Raw genomic sequence first — 21444 nt, 5'->3', positions numbered from 1 at the left:
CGAATATGCGAATTTTGTTTCTCACTGCCCGTGCCGATTTCGGTGGAGGCCCTGAGCACCTGTTGCAGTTGCTTAAACATCAACCCTCAGACGTCGAGTGCAGCGTTGCCTGTCCAGCCGACTACCCTAACTTTGATCGTTACCGGTTCATTGTTGGCGATAGTAATCTGTTTGAGATTCCACATCGTGCATTTTCGTGGTCTACGCTGCTGCGCCTTAGAAAGCGTTGCCGGGAGCAAAAGTACGATATTCTTCACGCTCATGGTAAAGGTGCAGGGTTGTATGCACGGTTGTTAGCCTTGCTTTGTGGCATACCTGCTGTTCATACTTTTCATGGAGTACATCTGCAGGCATACGGGCCGCTTAAACGACAATTGTACCGTCTTTACGAGCGATGCGCTTCCCTGTTCACCCGAAGGGGAATAGCTGTTTCGCAAGGGGAGCAAGCTGAAATTTTACGCCAAGGATTAATGCCAGAATCAAAACTCGATGTTGTCGACAATGGCGTAGTGATCCCTATAAGCGAGGCTCTACCAGCCGTGGGGCCGCCATGGGCAGTGATTTCTTTCAGCAGGTTTGATATCCAGAAAAATAGCATGGTTATTGTCGAAATAGCCCAGGAATTGCGTGCTCAAGGGCGTCTTGACGAATTTGTTTTTCATGTGGTTGGTGACGGTCCTGACAGAGAGAAACTGCTAGCTCTTGCCAGCGAATCAGGTTTTTCTGAAAAGATATTCTGCCCGGGGGCTACCCTAGCTCCACATGACACGTTTGCAGGTGCGCTTTGCTATCTCTCGACTTCCAAATGGGAAGGGTTGCCTTTGGCGGTGCTGGAAGCTATGGCCCATGGCCTTCCTGTGGTAGCTACTGATGTCGTGGGCAACAGGGATGCTGTTTCCAGCGGCGAAACAGGATTTTTGTATCCAGAAGGAGATCCGAAAAGTGCAGCCTCGTCATTAATTTTCTTATCAGAGAATGCCGAACGGCGTACAGCTATTGGAAAATGCGCCCGCAAGTTCGTGCTTGAAGCGCATGATGTGCAGCGTATGGCTGAACGGACTTTTCAAATTCTTCGAGATGTACACCGAAATATTTAAAGTTGTGATATTTAATTTAAATATCATAAACATATTATTGGTAATGCAATTTTATTCTTGATCAAAAAGTAGGAATTTTTCATTGAAAATTGCCATTATTCACTATTGGTTTATAGCCCAAAGAGGTGGCGAAAAAGTAGTAGAAGAACTATGCAATCTTTATCCAGACGCAGATATCTTCTCGCACGTCGTTGATCGAGAAACTTTGCCTCCATGTGTGGCAACTCGAAAAATATTTACTTCGTTTATCGACAATCTACCTTTTTCTAACCGCTGGTACAAACACTATCTGCCTTTGATGCCCTTGGCCCTGGAACAATTTGATCTCCGCGAGTATGACCTTGTCATCTCCAGTGAATCCGGTCCAGCTAAGGGCGTGCTGACTTCTCCTGATGCGTTGCACATCTGTTATTGCCACACACCCATGCGTTACGTCTGGGACATGTATCATGATTACATGTCCAATTCAGGTAGAATCAAAAGATTTTTCATGGCCCCCCTTCTTCATTACCTGCGCATTTGGGACAGGCTCAGCGTCGACAGGGTAGATCATTTCGTGGCCAATTCGGTGAATGTCGCGCGGCGGATCGCCAAGCATTATCGGCGTGACGCGGATGTTGTTTATCCCCCGGTAGCGGTGGATGACTTTTCCGTTTCGGAGCAGCAGGATGATTTTTACCTTATGGTCGGGCAGTTGGTTGGTTACAAGCGGGCCGATCTTGCAGTGAAGGCCTTCACCCGTTCAGGGAAACGCCTGGTCATAATCGGGGAAGGTGAACAAGGGCGGCTTTTGCGTGAGATAGCTGGCAACAATGTCGAGTTTTTGGGCCGTCAACCGTTTGAAGTATTGCGCAACCACTACTCTCGTTGCCAGGCGCTGATTTTTCCTGGTGAGGAAGATTTTGGGATTGTGCCTCTCGAGGCCATGGCTTCGGGGCGCCCCGTCATTGCCTTTGGCAAGGGGGGGGCGTTGGAAACTGTTGTGGATGGAAAGACGGGCATCTTTTTTCATGAGCAGACCGAGGATGCGTTGATGGAAGCTGTCGAACGATTTGAAGGCATGAATAGTCATTTTCATCCCGCCGAAATCCGGGCGCATGCGTGCGGTTTTGGGCCGGAGAGGTTCAGGGCTGAAATGGCCAAGATTATCGAGATTCAACTTCAGGCGCATACACGCGCAATGGGGCGTTGGGATGTTCAAGCATAGATCTGAAGGAGTGGTTTCAGGCGATGAGCTAAAAGCGTACTTTCCGAAGCAGGGGCCGCTTTCTGGATTCAGGGTAACCGGGCTCTTGTTGTTTTCCGACTGCCTAGCCTTGTTGTTGGTCTGGTGCTTGAGTGTCGTCGGGAGATTTGTTCTGGGTGGTTCTTTTAGTTTTGCTCTTTATTGGGACATGATTCCATTTCTGCTTCTTTTCCCTGCCGCGTACGCAATTGCGGGGCTATATCCCGGAATTTTGCTCAGTCCGCCCGCTGAGCTTAAGAAAATTACTCAGTCGACTTCCGTAATTTTTTTGATTCTCCTTGGTGCCATATTTTTGTCCAAACAAAGCGATCAATACTCGCGTGGGATTTTTGTCATGGCTTGGATTGGCGTTTTGGGCACGGTGCCTTTTTTTCGGACAATGGTCCGGCGAAAAGTGGAAATTTGGAAGCGCTGGGGGCACCCTGCGATTATTTTGGGCGCTGGCAGGACGGGAGAGGCTGTGGCCAAAGCGCTGGACCGCGAACACCGTTTGTGTTTGCGGCCGGTGGCATTTTTTGACGATGATCCTCGGAAACATGGCACCACCTGTAACGGAGTGCCGGTGATCGGGTCATTGGACGCTGCAAAGGGGGTGACCGAAGAATGTAAAGGCGCCACTGCTATTGTGGCGATGCCTGGCGCAGGTCCGGCCAAGCTTGTGGAAGTGCTGCAAGGGCCGGCGGCTGATTTCAGGCGATTGATCATAATTCCAGACTTGTTCGGGGCATCGTCGCTTTGGATCTCCGCCTTTGACATGGGCGGGATTCTGGGCCTTGAAGTCCATCAGAAGCTTCTTGATCCGCGAAGACAGTGGATCAAGCGAGGTGCGGAACTGGCCTTGATTTTCATCTGCTTGCCGTTAATTTTGCTTCTTTCCGCAATCATTGCCGTGGTGATCAAACTGGATTCCAAGGGGCCTGTGTTGTTCGGTCATAAACGGATCGGGCTCGGTGGGAAAGATATAACCATCTGGAAATTCAGAACCATGGTCCGCGATGCGGGCGCTGTACTGGAGGAGTGCCTTCAGTCCGATCCAGCTTTGCGCGCAGAATGGGAAGAGAAGCACAAGCTGACATGCGATCCTCGCATCACACGGGTAGGGCATTTTTTGCGCAGAACCAGTTTGGATGAGTTGCCTCAGCTATGGAACGTGCTACGCGGGGATCTGAGCCTGGTTGGGCCAAGGCCGATCGTTTGGGATGAGGTGGACAAGTATGAGGGGGGCTTCGTCCTCTACAAGAAGGTTAAGCCCGGCTTGACCGGGCTGTGGCAGGTATCCGGCAGAAGCGGCATCTCGTATGCCGAACGTGTTCGGCTGGAAGCGTACTATGTTCGCAACTGGTCTGTTTGGCTCGATATTTATATTCTACTCAAGACTCCGGGAGAAGTATTCCGTTGCCGGGGAGCATGTTGATTTTATCCTTTCTCTGGCGACAGCTAATTGCGATCTTTTGCTGGTTTTGTTTCTCCGCTTAAGGTGAGGCAACCACCCATAACTATGCCAAGTATTGAAAAGGCCGTGCCGAGCCACCACGGGCGGAAAAAGTCGTGTCCGCTCAGACCGGTGGCAGTGTAGCCAAGGAAAGCGGCCCAGAAAAAAGACAGCATGATACACGGTGCGCGCTTTTCGTTTGTAACGAATCCTTTGATTGTGTGTCGCAACGACCAGATCAGATAAGTCCCAAAAAAACAAACCAGCACCAAAAGACCAATAATTCCCATTTCGCAAAGGAATTGAAGATAGATATTGTGAGGGTGCTGAATGCTCTGCGAGTGTTGTTGAAATTCAAGTCCGAGTGCGTGAACGCCGGGATTGTAACTGTTGAGTCCAACTCCAAGGAGCGGGGCGCTTTGGAATACTTTCAAGGCATAAGGCCATAACTCTTGAATACGTCCATCCTGGAGAATCATTTCAAAGGACGTTCTCTTTGATCCGAAAAATAAAGCCCAAGACAGTAGTGCTGCCCCACCCGCCAAAATTTTCCATGTAAATCCACGTAGCAACGCGTAAAGCGCTACCGCTGCAACAAAAAAACCTAAAAAACCACTGCGTGTTTGAGCCCCGAGAAAGAGAAACATGCCGGGAAAAAGAATAGCAGCCATGAAAATAGCTTTTTGCCATCTGGACCATGTGCTTGGAAGAAGAACCCAAGCCCCCAAGCTTATGGGTAAAATCAGTGACATATAATTGCCGACTCGGTAGGTTTTCATTGATCCGGTCAAGCGAATGCCAGTCGGTCCGCTTAAGGGGGGATCTCCGCGGATAAAATCAACACCGACTATGTATTGATAAAGACCGTCCAATCCTTCATAAAAACCAGCAACGGTGAATAGCGCAATTACAATTTTCAGGTCCCGCTTATTGCGGATAAATTCCAGTCCGATTAAGAAAAGAGTAAATGCTCCATTAATGTTTGTTCTAAATCCATACCATCCGTTAGAAATATTTATATTATGAAATGCTTTGAAAAGAATAAATCCTATGAAGATAAAATAAATCCACTTGAGCTTTCCGAGGAGCTTCAAGTTTGAGTTTTGATAGTCCAGCGCATAGGTGCCTAGAAGACCTATCATTGCGCAGATAGACCCGATGTTTGCGGGAGCTTTACCAATAGGAAAAAAAAGGATGTAAAAACAGAATCCAAAGCGAAGCAAGAAGGAAAAAAAAGAAATTAAATTGTCTTTATTGCGAAAATTATTCGTGAAATATTGGGGTAATGATTTTTTTACTGGTGATTTATTCATAATTTCTCATTTCTTGTACGTATCTTCTTTCGTACCTGCCAGGATTTATCTTTCTTTTTAAGAATAGTAGCGTTTTATTTATCCCTAAATATGCATGAATTAAAAAAATGAATTTAGTCATTTTGCAAAAAAAGACGTATTCTTGCATTTTTTCTTTTCGCCGTGAAGCGGCTTTGAAGTGTAAAATGTCGCCAGTTTTTCTCTTTACATCATTGTAAAGCTCAGACCTTAGAAGTTTAATTGAGGATTCATTGTAGTAGCATATTGCATCAGGGTGTTTTTTTTCCTTGAGGCTCAGTAAGATATCGCTCAGTGTTTTTTGATCTGTTGAATCTTGATTTATTTCACAACGCGAGATCCATTCTTTTAACAGAAGTTCAGTGTCGTTTTTATGGGCACTTGTAGGATCTATGAAGATGACTCCGCTATTGATGATTCCATTTTTTGCGAAGTCACTTTTCGTCTGTTCTGAGTATATCCGAAAAGTAAGACAAACATCCGCGTCCGGAAAATTAGGACGTCGGACAAAAAGGCAGTCTGCATCAAGGAAAAGAAATTTTCCTTGCGCTCTATGAAAATAGTCAAGTATACATCGTGGCTTATGCGTTGCTCGTATACTATTTTTTGAATTAATGGCTTTATATTCTTCGCTTGTTTTGAATTCGATATAATCAGCTTCAATCGTTTTTTTTGTTTCTTCTAAAAGCCCAAGATCGTAAACTATGAGTTTTTTGTTAAATATTTGTAAACAATTAGCAGCTAGATTTTTGATGAAGTGTGCGTATCCTTCATCAGCACTGGTAACTATGTCGTAGTCCATGATTATTTTTGACCTTCAAATTGAAGTTTGTAGAGTTTTGAATAAAAAGGGCATGTTTGCAAAAGTTGATCGTTTGTGCCTTCGCTTATGATTTTTCCGTTTTGCATTACGATAATTCTGTCTGCACTTAAAACGGTGGAGAGGCGATGGGCTATGACGATGCTTGTTCGTCCTTCCATAAGGTTTTCCAGTGCTTTCTGAACGATACGCTCTGATTCCGTATCGAGGGCTGATGTTGCTTCGTCAAGTATCAAAAGTGACGGATTTTTCATGATAGCCCTGGCGATCGTAAGTCGCTGTTTTTGACCTCCGGATAGTTTTACGCCTTTCTCCCCAACGATTGTCTCGTAACCATGCGGGAGTTCTTTTATGAAATCGTGAGCATAGGCCGCTATGGCCGCTTGTTCGACGAGGGCTTGGTCAGTTGACGACTGCCCATAGGCAATGTTGTCTCGAACCGAGAGGTTGAAGAGAAATGGATCTTGCGAAACAATACCAATATTTGAACGTAAACTGGCCAATGTGTACTCTGAGAGAGGGCGATTATTGAGGCGTATTGTTCCTTGCGTGCAATCATGGAATCGTGGAACGAGATGCGCTATGGTTGTTTTTCCGGCCCCGCTTTGACCAACAAATGCGAGCCTCTCACCCGCCTTAATTGTCAGGTTGATATTTTTTAACGCAGGGTCAGTTGTTCCTGGATAGAAAAACGTCACGTTTTCGAAGGCAAGCGACGCGAACGGGGGCGTATATTCAATATCGCCTCCCTTTTCTTCAATAAGATCCTTTGAGTCTAAAATTTCAAAAACCCTTTCCGCTCCAGCCATGGCCTGCTGAATAGTATTGTTTGCCTGGCTGATGGATTTAAAGGGATCATACAGCATAATTAGAGCCGTCATAAACGAAAAGAATTCGCCTGGAGTTCTATTCCCCGCGATAACCTGACTGCCGCCATACCAGATGACCAGTCCCGCCCCGATTGCTCCTATGAGTTCCATGATCGGCGAGGAAAGCTGGTTGTACATTTTTCCTTTGATGCCAATGCGTGCAAGATTTTTGCTGACAATTCTAAATTTGTCCTTTTCCAGTTCCTCTGACGCAAAGGCTTTAACTACCCGCAATCCATTGAAACTTTCTTGTAGGTGAGAAGAGATGTCTGCAAGCTCAGATTGATATTTTCGTCCAATTTTGCGCAATTTTTTTCCGAAATAAATCACGGGGTATACAGCAAGAGGGAAAACCAGACAGGCCCAGAACGCAAGCTGCGCATCCCTGTAGAGCACAAGTCCAATCAAGCCTACCATGGTCAGGCTGTGTTGTATGATTCTGATGAGTTCCGGTAAACTCGCGCTTATCAGGTTTACGTCGCTAATGATTCTGGACATTAGCATTCCAACCCGAGTTTCGCCAAAAAAATCAAGAGGAAGACAGATTATTTTGGCGAAAAGCTCATATCGAAGCTGTTCAAGGACCTTCGTGCCGCAATAGGACATGAGAAATTTTTGGATGAAAAGACCAATTCCTTTGGCGAGAAAAACGGCGACAAGCAAAAAAGGGAGGAACACCAGCGCAGTTTGATCTTTCTTAATGAAAATTTCGTCGAGAGCAGGCTGTACCAAGTAAGCAGCTCCTGCGGTGCTGAGGGCGACGACGCCGAGAGCTGCAAATGACGCTATGATAAGCATCTTGTATGGTAAAAAATAGCTCAAGCTGCGACGTAACAAGCGGATGGTGTCGTTTTTAAGTAGTGCCATAATATTCTAGATTACTGGGGATTTATGCCCATCTCCTTGTAAAGCTTATGAAAACAGCGATTGATTTTAGCTCTGACAAAAAAAGGCCACCGCAACCAGAATTGCCCTCTAAAACGTTCTCTGCCTGTTTGGAAGTCAATGATGAGAGGAAAGTCGGGTGATTTGACGAGAATGTTGCGCCGAGCGATGCCAAAATGATCGATGCTGTGTGCCAAAAGAACCTCTTGGCGAATGCGATCAAGTATTTCCCAGAATTTGGGGCTGAGGTTACGGGTGTTTTTGACCAGATTTGGGGCAATTTCTCCACGATCATCCAGCACGACATCCATGATCAGCGCCTTGCTGCCAGCTGTCGTAAGCTCAATTCCGTGCATGGCTACAAAATAGCGTCGCAGTTCCTGGGGACAGGAGGCCAAGATTTTTTGGTAGTTACTCCATTCGTAATCCAGAAAATCCTTGATCCCGTATTTAGAATTGACGATTTCATTAGGGTCGGGGCGCCTTCCTTTGAATCTCCGTTTTGGGATCAGCACCTTGGCGCAAAGATCTGGGCGACCTTGTATCGCACGAATTTCGCACCATCCGCCTTTTACGAGTTGGTGGCCTAGTTCTATCAATTTTGTGTTCCTCGTTCAGAGAAGAAACGTTCAACCTGTTGTGTCATGGCCTGTAGAGAATTGGACACGGCTTCAGACCAGAAATGCTGGCCTTGATTCAGGATAGAATATTCATCCGTTTTTAGGATGCCCATCAAAATAGCGATGAGACAATGCGGTCCTGCGGAGGCAGGGAGCAGAAGATCTGATACGCTGTTTGGCCACACCTCGGCCACTCCCCCCACATCCCGAGCCACACAGACAAGTCCTTCAGCCATTGCCTCAAGCAGCGTGTTCGGCAATCCCTCTCGGTGCGACGGAAGAAGAAAGACGTCTGCCTTGCGCAGAAATGACCTGACATCCTTTTGAAATCCGTGCCAGGTGACCCGGTCGTCAAGGTCAAGGCTGGTGGTAAGGTCTTTCAGTTCCGCTTCGATGCGTCCTGTTCCCACGATATGATATTCAAACGCGTAGCCCTGTTTTTTCAGTTCGGCCAGCGCCTCAAGGACGTCTTTATGCCCTTTGTCGGCGTTGAGCTGACTGGTGGAGATGAAGCGAAGCGGTGAATGCACGGTTGCCGGTGGAGACGGTGCAGGTTCCTTGCCTGTCAGAATGACCGTGATTTCTTCCGGTTTCAGATAAGGCAGTTCTTGCAGAAGGCCCCTTTTGATCTGTTCGCACGGGACCAGGATACGTGGCCGTATCCATTTGTGCAGCAGGCGCACCTTGTATGTGTTGCGCATGTCTCCAGCCAGGCCGACGCGGTGGACCACCGGGATGCCGAGCATTTTGGCCGCTATGCCTGCAATGCGCATATCCTTGCCCACATTGACGACGACAAGATCGGTTTTGCGCGCCTTGAAAAGCTTGATGAAGCCAAGAATCCGCATTGGATTGAAGTCCGGGCCAAAGGAAAGGCCCAGAGCGTCGAGCCCCATTTCGCGGGCCTTGTCGATGAAAGGTCCTGACCTGCCGACGATGAGGATGCCATGTCCGCGATCCGCGAGACCGCGCGCCACATCGAGGGTCCAGCTTTTGACCCCGCCCCATTTATTGGTGGAATTGACAAAGCAGATATTCATGTGCGCCTGCCTACGTTCCGCCTCTGGGCCCATGGAGCCAGCGTCCTGTGAGCCAGGAGCAGGGTCTTAAGGCCAAGCCAGGGCAATGTTTTGCGGTCCTTGACCGCAAGTCTGCCGATGCGCATGGGGTCAATTCCGGGCCCGACGTGTCCAGCCTCAAGGTTCAGCACACCCTCATAGCCAGCCTTTTTTGCGGCAGCCAGGGTGATGTCGTCGTATTCGCCCCAGGGCAGGCAAAGAAAGGGGCAGGGCTGGCCCAGGAGGTCTTCCAACTTGGCTTTCGCTGCCGAAAAGTCAGTTACACAAAAAGCGAGACGCTCTTGGTCAGTCTTCAGAGTCAGGGGGCGGCCGTTCCAGTCCAGTCCAAAGCCTGCATGGGCATAGGAACTGCCCACTGGGTGGACGGCAGAGTCTGCGTCAGCGTCTTGGCCGCATAATGCGGCATGGCTCCAGTGCCTGTTCTCGCCGAGGGTTCCGGTTTGTTCTGCGCGAGTGAAACAGGCCTGATGCGTGGCGGAGTGCGAATAGACCTCCATGCCCAGATCGTGCACCACGGCTCGGATTTCGGCCTCGTTCATGAACCCGTCACAGTTTCCGGACAAGGCCTGCTGCATTATGTCGCCAAAGGCTGGCACTGGAAGTGGAGCCGTCGTTTGATCAGCTTGGAGCCGGGGTGGTCCGGGCTGAATAAAATCGGTGATGGCGAAAAAAACCCCATGCATGTTCCGGCGCAAGAGCTGGGGCACGGCGTATACCCAGTTGTCCAGCGTGCAGTCATCGAAGGTAATGACCACCGAAGGGCCGGTTTGAGGTGTTTGTCCCTGTATGATGCGGTGCAGATTGGCCAGGCTGATGGTCTGAAAGCCGAGCTTTTTGATGAGGTCGAGATGGCGGCCAAACTTCTCAGGCGTCATGCCGCTGTCCGGCCGCACCTGATGGTAGCAAAGAACCGGAATGCTTGTGCCGAAGAGGAGTTGTGTCAGCATGATCAAGGACATTTTCGGAAGCCTTCACCACGCTTGTCGAGAAGGCGCTGATACAGGGCGTGCGTTCTGTCCCGCATGGCCTCAAGAGAGAATTCGTTTTGGAAAGCTTTGCGATTGTCCTCGGGAACGCAAAGGAGATCTTCAAGCTGAACGTGTGGTTCAGTTGCGTTGAAATAGCGTATTCGGCTGTAGTGCTGGGCAATTTCTTGGATGGGTTGGGATTCTCTTGCCAATATGGGAAGGCCATGGGCACAGGCTTCCAGCACAACTCCTGGCATACCTTCATGTTCGGGTTTGGACGTGAAGAGTATGGCATTAAGAATGGGGTAAATGCGGTCCATTTCGTGCAATTCGTCTGTAAATGTCACCGATCGGGAAATACCTAGATTGGCGCACAATTCTACGAAGGTGCGCTGGCATCCTCCACCAATAACAACAAAGTGATATGATTCAGGACGCATTTTCAAAGCCTGCATCGCAAAAGTGAAAAAAAAGTTGAGTCCTTTGCCTTGGGTCAGCCTGCCGACGAAGCCAATGAGTGGGATGGATACCGGAAGCTTCAGATCTTCTCTTGTGAGAGGCGGTCTGCTGGTTGTTAGAGTCATCCCATTGTGGAGTACGCTCAGCATGTATTTTGGTAGGCCTGTTTTTGATTGAAAAAAAGCAAGGGATTCTTCCGATACAAATACAACTTGGTGAGAAAATAGTCGGTGCACGAAGGATTCTTCAATAATTTGCTTCCTTTGGCGAAAAATGGAAGTTCCATACCAATGCAGACCGCGCGAGTGCACCTGGCCGATCCGCACCGGCACCCGGGCCAGGGCCGCCGCGAGGATGCCGAAGATATTGCCGCCGAAGGAATGCGTGTGAACGATATCGGCCCGGTGTTTGCGGAAAAGTTTTGCCAGCTGCCAGATGGCCATCGGGTTCCAGTGCCCCTTGCGGGGCAGGAAGTGGGTATGCACGCCGAGCTTGGCCAATTCATCAAAAAATATACCCCTGTCCTTATAGGTCACGACGTGCACTTCGTAGTGCTCCGTCAGCAAGGGCAAAAGTGCGCGCAGTCGTTTCTGTACGCCGCCCACCTTCAGATTGTTCGTGACTCGAAAAAGAACCGGTTTATTCATGTGTTTATTCTTGGCGGGCCAGGATTTTTTTTGCCAGCACGGCCGCCCCGAAGCCGTTGTCGATGTTGACCACTCCCACGCCCGGGGCGCAGGAGTTGAGCATGGCCAGGAGCGGGGTCAGGCCTGCGAAGTTGGCCCCATAGCCTGTCGAGGTTGGAACCGCAATGATCGGTGCCTTCAGGAGCCCGCCGAGGACGCTTGGCAGCGCGCCTTCCATTCCGGCCACCGCGATGATGACCCTGGCCTGGCGCAGGCTCGGCAGGTGCGGGTCCAGGCGGTGCAGGCCAGCGACGCCCACGTCGCTCACCAGGTGCGCGCCAAGTCCCAGGAATCTGGCAGTGCCCAGGGCTTCACGGGCCACGGGCAGGTCCGAGGATCCGGCCGTGACGATGAGCACTTCCGAGTCGGGCGCCTTGGGGTCGGCGGCCAGCAGATCCGCTCCCAGGCAAAAGAGCCTCGCCTCCTCCCACAGGCATCCATTTGGAAAAAGATTCTTAAGCTCCTGCCCGTGCGCCGTCGAAATCTTGGTGGCCAGGACCGGGTGGTGCCGCCCCAGCTCTGCAAGGGAGGCGCGGATCTGCTCCAGGGTCTTGCCCTGACCATAGACCACTTCGCCGACATTGGTGCGCTCCTGGCGCCAGGTGTCTAGGGTCAGGTCCTTGTTTTCGTTCCCCGCAAGGACCGCCTGGGCAGTCTCGCACGAGATATTGCCGGCGGCGACGTCGCGCAGCAGGGAGGTCAGTTCTTGGGGGTTCATGGGCATAAGAGGGGAGACCCTTTGGCTTGCTGTGAATTGAAGGCTCGAAATCCGACCCAGCCCTAGCAGATGGGCGGATGGCGGGCAAGCGCCCGCAGGCTCTCCATATTGCAAAGAGGCTGGGGAAAAGATAGCGTATGCGGATATGGCGTCCAAGCGAATCCTCTTTGTCTCACGATCCGAACTCGTGTCCCCCCTGCATGCCGAATTCAAGGCGCATGAGTGTCAGGCCATGGTTGTGGACGACCGTGCCTCGGCGCTTAAAGTGCTTGAGGCGCGCAAGGCCGATATCGTCTTCACCCTGCCTTCCCTGCCCGGATACAGGGCCCAGGATCTTCTCGATGCCTTGAACCAGGCCGAAAGCCAGATCCCCGTCATCGTGTTTACGGACAAGGGCAGCGCCGAGGAAGCGCGCTATTATATGGAAATGGGTGCGCAGGATTACTGGCTCTGTCCGCTGACCTGGGAAAAGATCCAGGCCGTGTTGCCACGGGAAGCGCAAGCCCCGGCCGCGCCTCGTCCCGTTGCCCGGAGCAATCCGCGCGAGGTGGCCATCGTAGGCTCCCATCCTTCCGTGGCCCGGGTTTTGGCTTTGGCCAAGCAGGTGGCTCCGTCCAAGGCCACCGTGCTCATCTCCGGCGAGTCGGGTACGGGTAAGGAGATGTTCGCCCGTTTCATTCATGCCCATTCGGGCCGTGAAAACGCTCCCTTCGTGGCGGTCAACTGCGCGGCCTTGCCCGAGCACCTGCTCGAGAGCGAACTGTTCGGTCACGAGAAGGGTTCATTCACCGGAGCCATTTCCCGCAAGCTGGGCAAGTTCGAACTGGCCACCGGCGGGACCCTGCTTCTGGATGAAATTTCCGAAATGGCCCTGGCTCTTCAAGCCAAGCTGCTGCGCGCCCTCCAGGAGGGCGAGATCGACCGCGTGGGCGGGGTCGAGACGGTCAAGGTGGATGTGCGCGTACTGGCCACCACCAACCGCAATCTTGAGCAGAGCGTGGAGAAGGGCGAATTTCGTCAGGACCTTTTTTACCGCCTGAACGTCATCCCGCTACGCCTGCCTCCGCTGGCCCAGCGCGGCGATGACGTGCTGTTGCTGGCCGATTTTTTCATCCGCCGTCTCACCCGGGAATACGGACTCGGCGCCCTGCAACTTTCGACCGAAGCCCGCGATTGGATCATGGCGCACGACTGGCCGGGCAATGTGCGTGAACTGCAGAATTTGATGGAAAGGGCCGTGCTCCTGGCCGGGGCGGGGCCCATCCGGCCGATGCATTTTCTGCTGGATGGGCAGGAGTGGTCCCCGGAGCTTTGCGAAGCGGGCGAATCGGTGCCGGACGCGCCCATTCCCGCGCGGGCGTCATCCTTGTCCCCGAGCATGACCATGGACTTTGCCGGACGCATCCCGACCATCCAGGAAATGGAGATGCATCTGATCATGAAGAGCCTGGATTCGACCTTGGGCAACAGGACCAAGGCTTCGGAGCTCCTAGGAATTTCCGTGCGCACATTGCGCAACAAACTTGGTGAATACAGAAAGATCGGCCTGGATATTCCGTAAGGGAACCGGGCCTTCAAGGGAGAGCATATGATTCTTTGTTCGCAGATCGAGGGCTATCTGGCCAAGTCGTCGTGGATCCGGCGCATGTTCGAAACCGGCATCGAGCTCAAGAAGAAATACGGGGCTGAGAATGTCTATGATTTCAGCCTGGGCAATCCGGACCTGGCTCCCCCGGCGGCGGTGGCCGAGGGGCTGCGCGAATTGGCCGAGGACGCCGGGAAGCCTTTTGCCTTCGGCTACATGCCCAACGCCGGCTATCCGCAGGTGCGCGAGCGCCTGGCCGAGGTGGTTTCCGTCGAGCAGGGTGTGGCCGTTTCGGCCGAGGATCTGGTCGTCACCTGCGGCGCGGCGGGCGGGATCAACGCGTTGTTCAGGGCCGTGCTCGAACCCGGAGACGAGGTACTTTGTCCTGCGCCGTATTTTGTGGAGTACGGATTCTATGCCGAGAATCATCGCGGGGTTTTGAAAGCCGTCCCGTCCAAGCCGTTGACCTTCGAGCTGGATCTGAAGGCCCTGGCCTCGGCCATCTCCGACCGTACCCGCTGCGTGCTGATCAACTCACCCAACAACCCGACTGGCCGGATCTATTCTCTTGAAGAGCTTTCCCAGTTGGCCGACATCCTGCGGCAGGCTTCGGCCCGGACCGGGCGGCCCATCCTGCTCATTTCCGACGAACCCTACCGTTTTCTGGCCTATGACGGAACTGAAGTGCCCGCGATTTTCCCGATCTACGAGCACAGCGTCGTGATCAGTTCCTTCTCCAAGAATCTGGCCCTGGCCGGGGAGCGGGTAGGGTACGTGGCCGTGAATCCGGCCATGCCCGAAGGCGCGCATCTGGTGGCGGGAGTGATTCTGGCCAATCGTATCCTCGGTTTCGTCAACGCGCCGGCTGTGGGGCAGAAGCTTCTGGCCAAGGCCTTGGGGCACGAGGTGGATGCCTCGGTCTATGCCCGCCGTCGTGACGCCATGGCCGAGGTGCTGCGTGAGGCCGGCATTGAATTTTCCATGCCGCAGGGCGCGTTCTATTTCTTCCCGCGCATTCCCAAGGGCGGGGATGATGCGGCCTTTGTCAATGAACTCATGCAGGAGCAGATTCTGGCCGTGCCTGGTTCGGGCTTCGGCTATCCGGGCTTTTTCCGCCTGGCTTTCTGTGTGGACGAGTCCACCATCCGGGGCGCGGCTCCCGGCTTTGCGCGTGCCGTGGCCAAGGCCTTGGGCTGATTTCGTCGCGGCGCGCGGGATGCCGCGCGCCGCGACACCATGGTTTGCTTCTGCTTGACGAGTGGATCGAACTTGTCTATGCATCCCTTCTTCTTTTCCCCAGCACAGGTGCCCTTGAATGTTCGATAGCTTGTCCGACCGACTTGAATCGGTCTTTAAAAAACTGCGCGGCCACGGCCGCCTCGATGAAAGCAACATCCAGGATGGCTTGCGCGAAGTGCGTCTGGCCCTCCTGGAAGCCGACGTCAATTTCAAGGTCGTCAAGGACTTTGTCGAAAAGGTAAAGGTTCGGGCGCTCGGGCAGGATGTCCTCGGCAGCCTGACACCCGGCCAGCAGGTCATCAAGATCGTCCACGAAGAGCTGATCGAGCTCCTGGGCGGCGAGAACTGCGCCCTGAACCTCTCGGGTAAGCCGCCCTACGTGATCATGATGTCCGGCCTGCAGGGTTCGGGCAAGACCACGTCGGCGGCCAAGCTGGCCCTGTTCCTGCGCCGCCAGAAATACGCTCCGTACCTGGTCCCCGCCGACGTCTATCGTCCGGCGGCCATCGATCAGCTGACGAAACTTGGAGCCGAGCTGGGAGTGCCGGTCTATCCTTCCACCGTGGACATGAATCCGGTGGACATCTGCGTTGACGCCATGCGTGACGCCGAGCTCAAGGGCTGCTCCGTGATCCTCATCGATACGGCGGGCCGTCTGCATATTGATGAATTGCTCATGCAGGAGCTGGTCGGCATCAAGGAAAAGTGCCGTCCGCAGGAAATTTTGTTCGTGGCCGACGCCATGACCGGCCAGGACGCGGTCACCGTTGCCGAGAAATTCAACGAGGTTCTGGACATCACCGGCGTTGTGCTGACCAAGATGGACGGTGATGCCCGCGGCGGCGCGGCGTTGTCCATCAAGTCCATCACGGGCAAGCCGCTCAAGTTTGTCGGCATGGGCGAGCGTCTCAGCGAACTTGAAGTTTTTCATCCGGACCGCATTGCGTCCCGGATTCTCGGCATGGGCGATGTACTGACGCTGATCGAAAAGGCGCAGTCGACCATCGACTCCAAGGAAGCCGAGGCCCTTGAAAGAAAATTCAAGAAGGCCGAATTCGATCTTGAAGATTTTCGTACGCAGATGCGCCGCATCAAGAAGCTCGGTTCCCTCGAAGGCATCATGAAGCTCATCCCGGGCATGGGACAGATCCGCAAGCAGTTGCAGGATGTCCAAATGCCCGAGAAGGAACTCGGCAAGGTCGAGGCCATGATCAGTTCCATGACCATGGCCGAACGCCACGAGCCCAAGATCATCAACCCCAGCCGCAAGCAGCGAATCGCCAAGGGCAGCGGGGTCACGGTGACCGAGGTCAACCAGCTTCTCAAGAATTTTGAGCAGATGCAGAAGATGATGAAGAAGATGGCGGGCGGCAAGATGCCGTCCATGCCACAGGGCGGACGCATGCCCGGAATGCCAGGAATGGGAGCGATGCCGGGCGGCATGCCCGGGATGCCCGGCGGGTTGCCTTCCGGAGGCGGCGGACGAACCGCTGCGGAAGCGGCCAAGCTCAAGGAAAAGCGCAAGAAGGCCAAAAAGCAGCGCAGAAAAAAATAGTCGGGCGCCCCTTGTTTCGGTTACGACCGAACTTAAGCGTTCGCGCAATACACTTACGTTCAGGGAGAACAACAATGGCTTTGAAACTCAGACTGACCCGCATGGGCTCCAAGAAGAAACCGTTTTACCGCATCGTGGCCGTGGATTCCGCTTCCCGCCGTGACGGCCGGGCCCTTGATTATGTGGGCTATTACAACCCCATGACCGAGCCTGCCGAGATCAAGTTCGATCAGGACAAGGTCAAAAGCTGGATCGAACTGGGTGCGCAGCCCACAGATACGGTTCGCTCCTTGCTAAAGAAGTCTGGATTCAGTAAATAGTACCTCCAAGGCTCGTCGCCCGGCTCATCGTGCGATCCACAGATCTTCAGCGGAGGTGCTCATGCTCAAGGATTTGATCGAATTCATAGCCAAGTCTTTGGTGGATAATCCGGACAGTGTCTCGGTGACTGAAATCGAGGGAGAGCAGACCTCCGTCATTGAGCTGAAGGTGGCCAAGGAAGATCTGGGCAAGGTCATCGGCAAGCAGGGGCGCACGGCCAGGGCCATGCGGACCATCTTGGGCGCGGCTTCAACCAAAATCAGGAAACGTTCAGTCCTGGAAATTCTGGAGTAACGTGTCCGAAGAGAAATTGGACCCGGTCAAGCTCGTGGAACTGGGTCGGGTTCAGAAACCACATGGCCTCAGGGGGGAGCTCTGCATCGAACCATATGCAGACTCCCCTTTCATCTTTGAGGGCTTGACCCGCATCTACCTGCGGCTTCCGGGCAAAAAACCGAGGCCTTGCGTCCTTGAAGGATGGCGTGCGCATCAAGGTCGCGCCCTCATCACCGTTGACCGCTCCCAGGGGCGGGATCAGGCGGAGGCGTGGCGTGGTGCCGACGTGTTGGCGCGGGAACGCGATCTGCCGCCGCTGGACGAGGACGAGTATCGCCCCGAGGACCTGATCGGCCTGCCGGTCATGCATGTCAACGGCTCCCGCATCGGCCTCTTGGAAGACATCCGCGACGTGGCCGGTCAGGAGCTGTGGTTCATTCACGACGAGGACGGCAACGAGATCATGCTTCCGGCCGTGGACGAGTTCATTCTCGATATCGACCTCGATGCCGGAGTCATCCTGGTCGATCCCCCGGACGGCCTGCTCGAATTGTATCAACAGCCGTAAGCGTGATTGGCCAGAGGTAATGGCGCGCAGGATTGTCGATATGCACTGTCGTCATCCCCGCATGCACTGTCGTCATCCCCGCGAAGGCGGGGATCAATCCCCTAATTTTAACTGATCGGAATAAGATGGATTCCCGCCTTCGCGGGAATGACCAGGGGCGGTGCCGAGCGACTTTTGCAGTTTCCCTCCCTAGTGCTCCGGCCATTAAAGTGGAAGCAGGAATGCGATTTTCCGTCATCAGCATTTTTCCCGAATTTTTCGATTCCCCCCTTTCCTGCGGACTCCTGTCCAAGGCCAGGGAAAAGGGGCTGATCGAGTTTTCGTTCATCAATCCGCGCGACCATTCCACGGACAAGCATCACAATGTGGATGACCGTCCCTACGGGGGCGGGCCGGGCATGGTCCTGGCCGTGGATCCGATCCGCCGCGCGCTTGGGGCCCTTGGGCCAAAGGCGAGGGTGCTCATGCTCAGTCCCAAGGGGCGCCCCCTGACCCAGGCCTTGGCTCGGGAACTGGCCGGGGAGGAAGAGATCGCGCTGTTGTGCGGCCGCTATGAAGGAATCGACGCCAGGCTGGAAGAGCTTTGCGCCATCGAGCCCATCTGCGTGGGCGACTTTGTCCTGAATGGCGGAGAGGTTGGCGCCCTGTGTTTGATCGAGGCCGTTGGCCGACTCATCCCGGATTTCATGGGCAAGGACGAAAGCGCCGACGAGGAAAGCTTCAGTTCCGGCCTGCTTGAATATCCCCATTACACCAGGCCGGAGGAGTACGAGGGCCTGAAAGTGCCGGAGGTTCTGTCTTCGGGCCATCACGGACGCATCATGGCCTGGCGGCGGGAAAAGAGCCTGGAGACGACCCTGGCCTCGCGTCCGGACATTCTTGCCCAGGCGGCGCTGACGGATGATGACATCAAGTATTTGAAAGGGCTTGAGCGGACACGGCCGGGGCGAAATCTTTTTGTGGCGCTGGTCCATTACCCGGTTGAAAATAAATCGGGTCAGACCATCACTACGTCTTTGACAAACCTTGACCTCCACGATATTGCACGCGTTTCGTGTACCTATGGGCTCGGCGGATATTTTGTCTGCACCCCGGTCGCGGACCAGCAGGATCTCGCCCGCACCCTCATAGGCCATTGGCGCGAGGGTTACGGGCTCAAGGCAAATCCGGATCGGGGCACCGCCCTGGGCCGGGTCCGGGTGGTCGGCCTGTTGGACGAGGCCATCGCGGAAATCACGGATTGCACGGGCGTGCGTCCCAAGGTCGTGGCTACCAGCGCCAAGGCTGGAAACATGACCTGCGCCCAGGTGTCACAGATGCTTCAGAAGGAGCCGGTTCTTCTGGTTCTGGGCACCGGACACGGTTTGCATCGCGACGTTCTGGCAGGGGCCGACGGCATGTTGCGGGCCATACGTTTTATGGATAGGTACAACCACCTTTCCGTCCGTTCCGCGGCTTCCATCATGGTGGACCGCCTGCTGGGCGATATCGGATAAGACGCACACGTTGCGGCCTACAGGCCGCTTCAGATAAAGGAGAAAATCATGAACATCATCCAGAAGATTGAAAACGAGCACCTGCGTGCCGACCATCCCCGCTTCCGCGCCGGTGACACGGTCAAGGTGCATACCCGCATCATCGAAGGCGAGAAAGAACGCATCCAGGTTTTCCAGGGCGTGGTTCTGCGTTTGAAGAAGGGCACCACCGACAGCACGTTCATCGTGCGCAAGGTTTCCGATGGCGTCGGCGTGGAGCGCATCTTCCCCCTGCATGCCCCGACCATCGACCGCATCGAAGTTATTTCCGAAGGCGTGGTTCGTCAGAGCCGCATCTACTACCTGCGTAGCCTCAGAGGCAAAGCTGCCCGCATCAAGACCAAGAACGCCTGGTAGGATCAATTTGCTCAGCCCCAAAGGCTGCACTCAGTTCGCGGATCAGATTCAGGCCGGCATCGACGAGGCCGGACGCGGCTGTCTTGCCGGTCCGGTGGTGGCGGGGGCAGTCATATTGCCTCCGGATTTCGACCTTCCGGGCCTGACCGATTCCAAAAAGCTCTCCTCGCGACGGCGCGCGGTGCTTGCACAAGCCATCAAGGCCCAGGCAGTGTCCTGGGCCTTAGGTTTTTCCTGGCCCGGCGAAATCGACCGCATCAATATCCTGCAGGCCACCTTGGCCGCCATGGCTCGTGCCCTGGACGCCTTAACGGTCTGTCCAGGCCTGGTTCTGGTGGACGGCAACCAGCGTTTCCCATCTTCCCTGCCCCAAATGACCGTGGTCGGCGGCGATGCTCTCCATTCCTGCATTTCAGCGGCCTCCATCCTGGCCAAGACCTTTCGGGACGATCTTTTGCTGTGCATGGACCAGCGCTATCCGGGCTACGGGTTCGCGTTGCACAAGGGATACGGCACCAAGGCGCACCTCGATGCGCTGCGCAGTCTCGGCCCGAGCCCGGCGCACAGGATCAGTTTTCGCGGCGTGGGGCCGGTGCCTCGGGAGGCGCAGCTGTGGCTGCCCGGCATCTGATCACGGGCAAGGCCGGCGAAGAGCTGGCTGCAGCTTTTTTGGCGGAAAAAGGGCTCAGGATTGTCGAACGAAATTTCAGCTGCACGAGCGGCGAGATCGATCTGATTTGCGAGGATGCAGGGACGATCGTCTTTGTCGAGGTTAAGACCCGTTCCGGTGATGTGCGCGGCGAGCCCGGCGAAGCCATCGGGCCGGCCAAGAAGAAGCGCCTGATCAAGGCGGGAACGTTATATCTGAGCCGGCATCGGGCCTGGAGCAGGCCATGCCGCTTCGATTTGGTCAGCATACTTTTTCTGCTCGGGGAAACGGTCGTCGAACACTGGGAGGATATCATTGATGTACGGGACGGTCTGGATCGTGGCCACGCCCCTTGGCAACCTTGGTGATTTTTCTTCCCGGGCGCGGCAAACCCTGGAAGAAGCTGACGTCATTCTGGCCGAGGACACCCGGCGGGCCGGTCATCTGCTGCAGCTGGCCGGTATTGCGGGCAAGCGCTTTTTGAGCCTGCACGAACACAACGAGGGCTCCCGCATTGCCGAGGTGCTGGCGTTTCTGGAGCAGGGGCTCGATGTCGCGGTGGTTTCCGATGCAGGAACTCCGCTCATCGCCGACCCCGGCTACCGTCTGGTCGCGGCCTGCCGTCAGCATGGGATCCGCGTCGTGCCGGTGCCCGGTCCCTGCGCGCCCATCGCGGCGCTCATGGCCAGCGGTCTTCCGCCGTATCCATTTGTTTTTCTTGGATTTTTGCCGCGCAAGGGCGGAGACGCGCGCGCTTTGCTTCGGCCCTATGCACAGCTCGGGGCTACTCTGGTTTTCTTTGAACGCAAGAATCGGGTGCTCCCGACCCTTGCGCTTGCCTTCGAGGTGCTTGGAGAGAGGGAATTTTGTCTGGCCCGGGAATTGACCAAGAAACATGAGCAGTTTATCAATGGCAGGCTTGGTCAACTCCAGGAATTCACTGAGGAGCTACTGGGCGAGGTGACCGTGATCATAGGTCCCCCTGAAGAGATTGCCGCCACGTCCAGGGCCGAGGTTCTGGAGCGGGTCCAGGGCCTGATGCTTGAGGGCATGCACGCCAAGGACGCGGCCCGGACCCTGCGGGATCAAACCCGGGGCTGGTCGGTCAAGCAGATATACGAACTGATCCTGGAACACGACGCGGAGTAA

The 21444-nt window shown here is 54.2% G+C and carries 22 protein-coding genes; 14 read left to right on the top strand and 8 right to left on the bottom strand.

Features of this window, described 5'->3' with window-relative positions:
• The first annotated feature begins 5 nt into the window (after positions 1-5).
• The 3 genes from H4684_RS14980 (at position 6) to wbaP (ending at position 3757) form a co-directional block, all read left to right on the top strand.
• A complete protein-coding gene (locus H4684_RS14980) occupies positions 6-1097 on the top strand; it encodes a glycosyltransferase (protein ID WP_192624368.1) in 1092 nt (363 codons plus the stop codon).
• Positions 1098-1179: 82 nt separating this feature from the next.
• Positions 1180-2304, top strand: a complete 1125-nt coding sequence (locus tag H4684_RS14975) for a glycosyltransferase (protein WP_192624367.1) — start codon at positions 1180-1182, stop codon at positions 2302-2304.
• On the top strand, positions 2291-3757 hold the full coding sequence (gene wbaP, locus H4684_RS14970; RefSeq protein WP_192624366.1) for an undecaprenyl-phosphate galactose phosphotransferase WbaP: 1467 nt from the start codon (positions 2291-2293) through the stop codon (positions 3755-3757). Before H4684_RS14975 ends, wbaP begins: the two co-directional genes overlap by 14 nt.
• A gap of 23 nt (positions 3758-3780) precedes the next feature.
• Here the strand turns inward: wbaP and H4684_RS14965 are convergent, their stop codons facing one another.
• Genes H4684_RS14965 through larB form a run of 8 tightly spaced genes read right to left on the bottom strand, consistent with a single transcriptional unit; the run spans position 3781 to position 12210 of the window.
• The gene (locus tag H4684_RS14965; protein WP_192624365.1) at positions 3781-5088 is read right to left on the bottom strand and encodes an O-antigen ligase family protein; all 1308 of its coding nucleotides are present in this window, start codon (positions 5086-5088) and stop codon (positions 3781-3783) included.
• The gene (locus tag H4684_RS14960; protein WP_192624364.1) at positions 5081-5908 is read right to left on the bottom strand and encodes a putative nucleotide-diphospho-sugar transferase; all 828 of its coding nucleotides are present in this window, start codon (positions 5906-5908) and stop codon (positions 5081-5083) included. The genes H4684_RS14965 and H4684_RS14960 overlap by 8 nt, the downstream gene beginning before the upstream one ends.
• A 2-nt stretch (positions 5909-5910) precedes the next feature.
• A complete protein-coding gene (locus H4684_RS14955; protein ID WP_192624363.1) occupies positions 5911-7662 on the bottom strand; it encodes an ABC transporter ATP-binding protein in 1752 nt (583 codons plus the stop codon).
• A gap of 11 nt (positions 7663-7673) precedes the next feature.
• Positions 7674-8279, bottom strand: coding sequence for a protein kinase family protein (locus H4684_RS14950; protein WP_192624362.1), 606 nt, complete (start codon positions 8277-8279; stop codon positions 7674-7676).
• The gene (locus tag H4684_RS14945; protein ID WP_192624361.1) at positions 8276-9340 is read right to left on the bottom strand and encodes a glycosyltransferase; all 1065 of its coding nucleotides are present in this window, start codon (positions 9338-9340) and stop codon (positions 8276-8278) included. The genes H4684_RS14950 and H4684_RS14945 overlap by 4 nt, the downstream gene beginning before the upstream one ends.
• Positions 9337-10338, bottom strand: a complete 1002-nt coding sequence (locus H4684_RS14940; protein ID WP_192624360.1) for a polysaccharide deacetylase family protein — start codon at positions 10336-10338, stop codon at positions 9337-9339. The genes H4684_RS14945 and H4684_RS14940 overlap by 4 nt, the downstream gene beginning before the upstream one ends.
• Entirely contained in the window at positions 10329-11453 is a 1125-nt protein-coding gene (locus tag H4684_RS14935) for a glycosyltransferase (protein ID WP_192624359.1), read from the bottom strand. Before H4684_RS14935 ends, H4684_RS14940 begins: the two co-directional genes overlap by 10 nt.
• Positions 11454-11457: 4 nt before the next feature.
• Entirely contained in the window at positions 11458-12210 is a 753-nt protein-coding gene (gene larB / locus H4684_RS14930) for a nickel pincer cofactor biosynthesis protein LarB (RefSeq protein WP_225940464.1), read from the bottom strand.
• A gap of 145 nt (positions 12211-12355) precedes the next feature.
• On the opposite strand from larB, the gene H4684_RS14925 reads away from it, so the two are divergent.
• The 11 genes from H4684_RS14925 to rsmI all read left to right on the top strand — a co-directional run bounded on the left by H4684_RS14925 (position 12356) and on the right by rsmI (position 21444).
• On the top strand, positions 12356-13771 hold the full coding sequence (locus tag H4684_RS14925; RefSeq protein ID WP_092190168.1) for a sigma-54-dependent transcriptional regulator: 1416 nt from the start codon (positions 12356-12358) through the stop codon (positions 13769-13771).
• A gap of 27 nt (positions 13772-13798) precedes the next feature.
• Entirely contained in the window at positions 13799-14992 is a 1194-nt protein-coding gene (locus H4684_RS14920) for a pyridoxal phosphate-dependent aminotransferase (RefSeq protein ID WP_092190170.1), read from the top strand.
• Between the two features lie 118 nt (positions 14993-15110).
• Positions 15111-16589: a signal recognition particle protein gene (ffh, locus tag H4684_RS14915; protein WP_192624357.1), complete on the top strand. Its 1479-nt coding sequence runs from the start codon at positions 15111-15113 to the stop codon at positions 16587-16589.
• Between the two features lie 74 nt (positions 16590-16663).
• Entirely contained in the window at positions 16664-16909 is a 246-nt protein-coding gene (gene rpsP / locus H4684_RS14910; RefSeq protein WP_015775464.1) for a 30S ribosomal protein S16, read from the top strand.
• Positions 16910-16970: 61 nt separating this feature from the next.
• Complete coding sequence (locus H4684_RS14905) at positions 16971-17204, top strand: KH domain-containing protein (protein ID WP_015775465.1); 234 nt, start codon at positions 16971-16973, stop codon at positions 17202-17204.
• Between the two features lies 1 nt (position 17205).
• On the top strand, positions 17206-17754 hold the full coding sequence (gene rimM / locus H4684_RS14900; RefSeq protein ID WP_192624356.1) for a ribosome maturation factor RimM: 549 nt from the start codon (positions 17206-17208) through the stop codon (positions 17752-17754).
• 221 nt (positions 17755-17975) lie between these two features.
• Entirely contained in the window at positions 17976-19250 is a 1275-nt protein-coding gene (gene trmD / locus H4684_RS14895; RefSeq protein WP_192624355.1) for a tRNA (guanosine(37)-N1)-methyltransferase TrmD, read from the top strand.
• Between the two features lie 48 nt (positions 19251-19298).
• Complete coding sequence (gene rplS, locus H4684_RS14890; protein WP_015775468.1) at positions 19299-19646, top strand: 50S ribosomal protein L19; 348 nt, start codon at positions 19299-19301, stop codon at positions 19644-19646.
• 7 nt (positions 19647-19653) lie between these two features.
• Complete coding sequence (locus H4684_RS14885; protein WP_192624354.1) at positions 19654-20277, top strand: ribonuclease HII; 624 nt, start codon at positions 19654-19656, stop codon at positions 20275-20277.
• Entirely contained in the window at positions 20259-20663 is a 405-nt protein-coding gene (locus tag H4684_RS14880) for a YraN family protein (protein WP_192624353.1), read from the top strand. The genes H4684_RS14885 and H4684_RS14880 overlap by 19 nt, the downstream gene beginning before the upstream one ends.
• Positions 20614-21444 carry a 16S rRNA (cytidine(1402)-2'-O)-methyltransferase gene (gene rsmI, locus H4684_RS14875; RefSeq protein WP_192624352.1) on the top strand — a complete coding sequence of 277 codons (831 nt, stop codon included), beginning with the start codon at positions 20614-20616 and terminating at the stop codon, positions 21442-21444. Before H4684_RS14880 ends, rsmI begins: the two co-directional genes overlap by 50 nt.

Origin of the sequence: Desulfomicrobium macestii, assembly GCF_014873765.1 — a bacterium.
GTDB classification, from domain to species: Bacteria; Desulfobacterota; Desulfovibrionia; order Desulfovibrionales; family Desulfomicrobiaceae; genus Desulfomicrobium; species Desulfomicrobium macestii.
The sequence above is the reverse complement of the archived record's forward strand: the minus strand, read 5'-3'. Positions and strand labels throughout refer to the sequence as shown.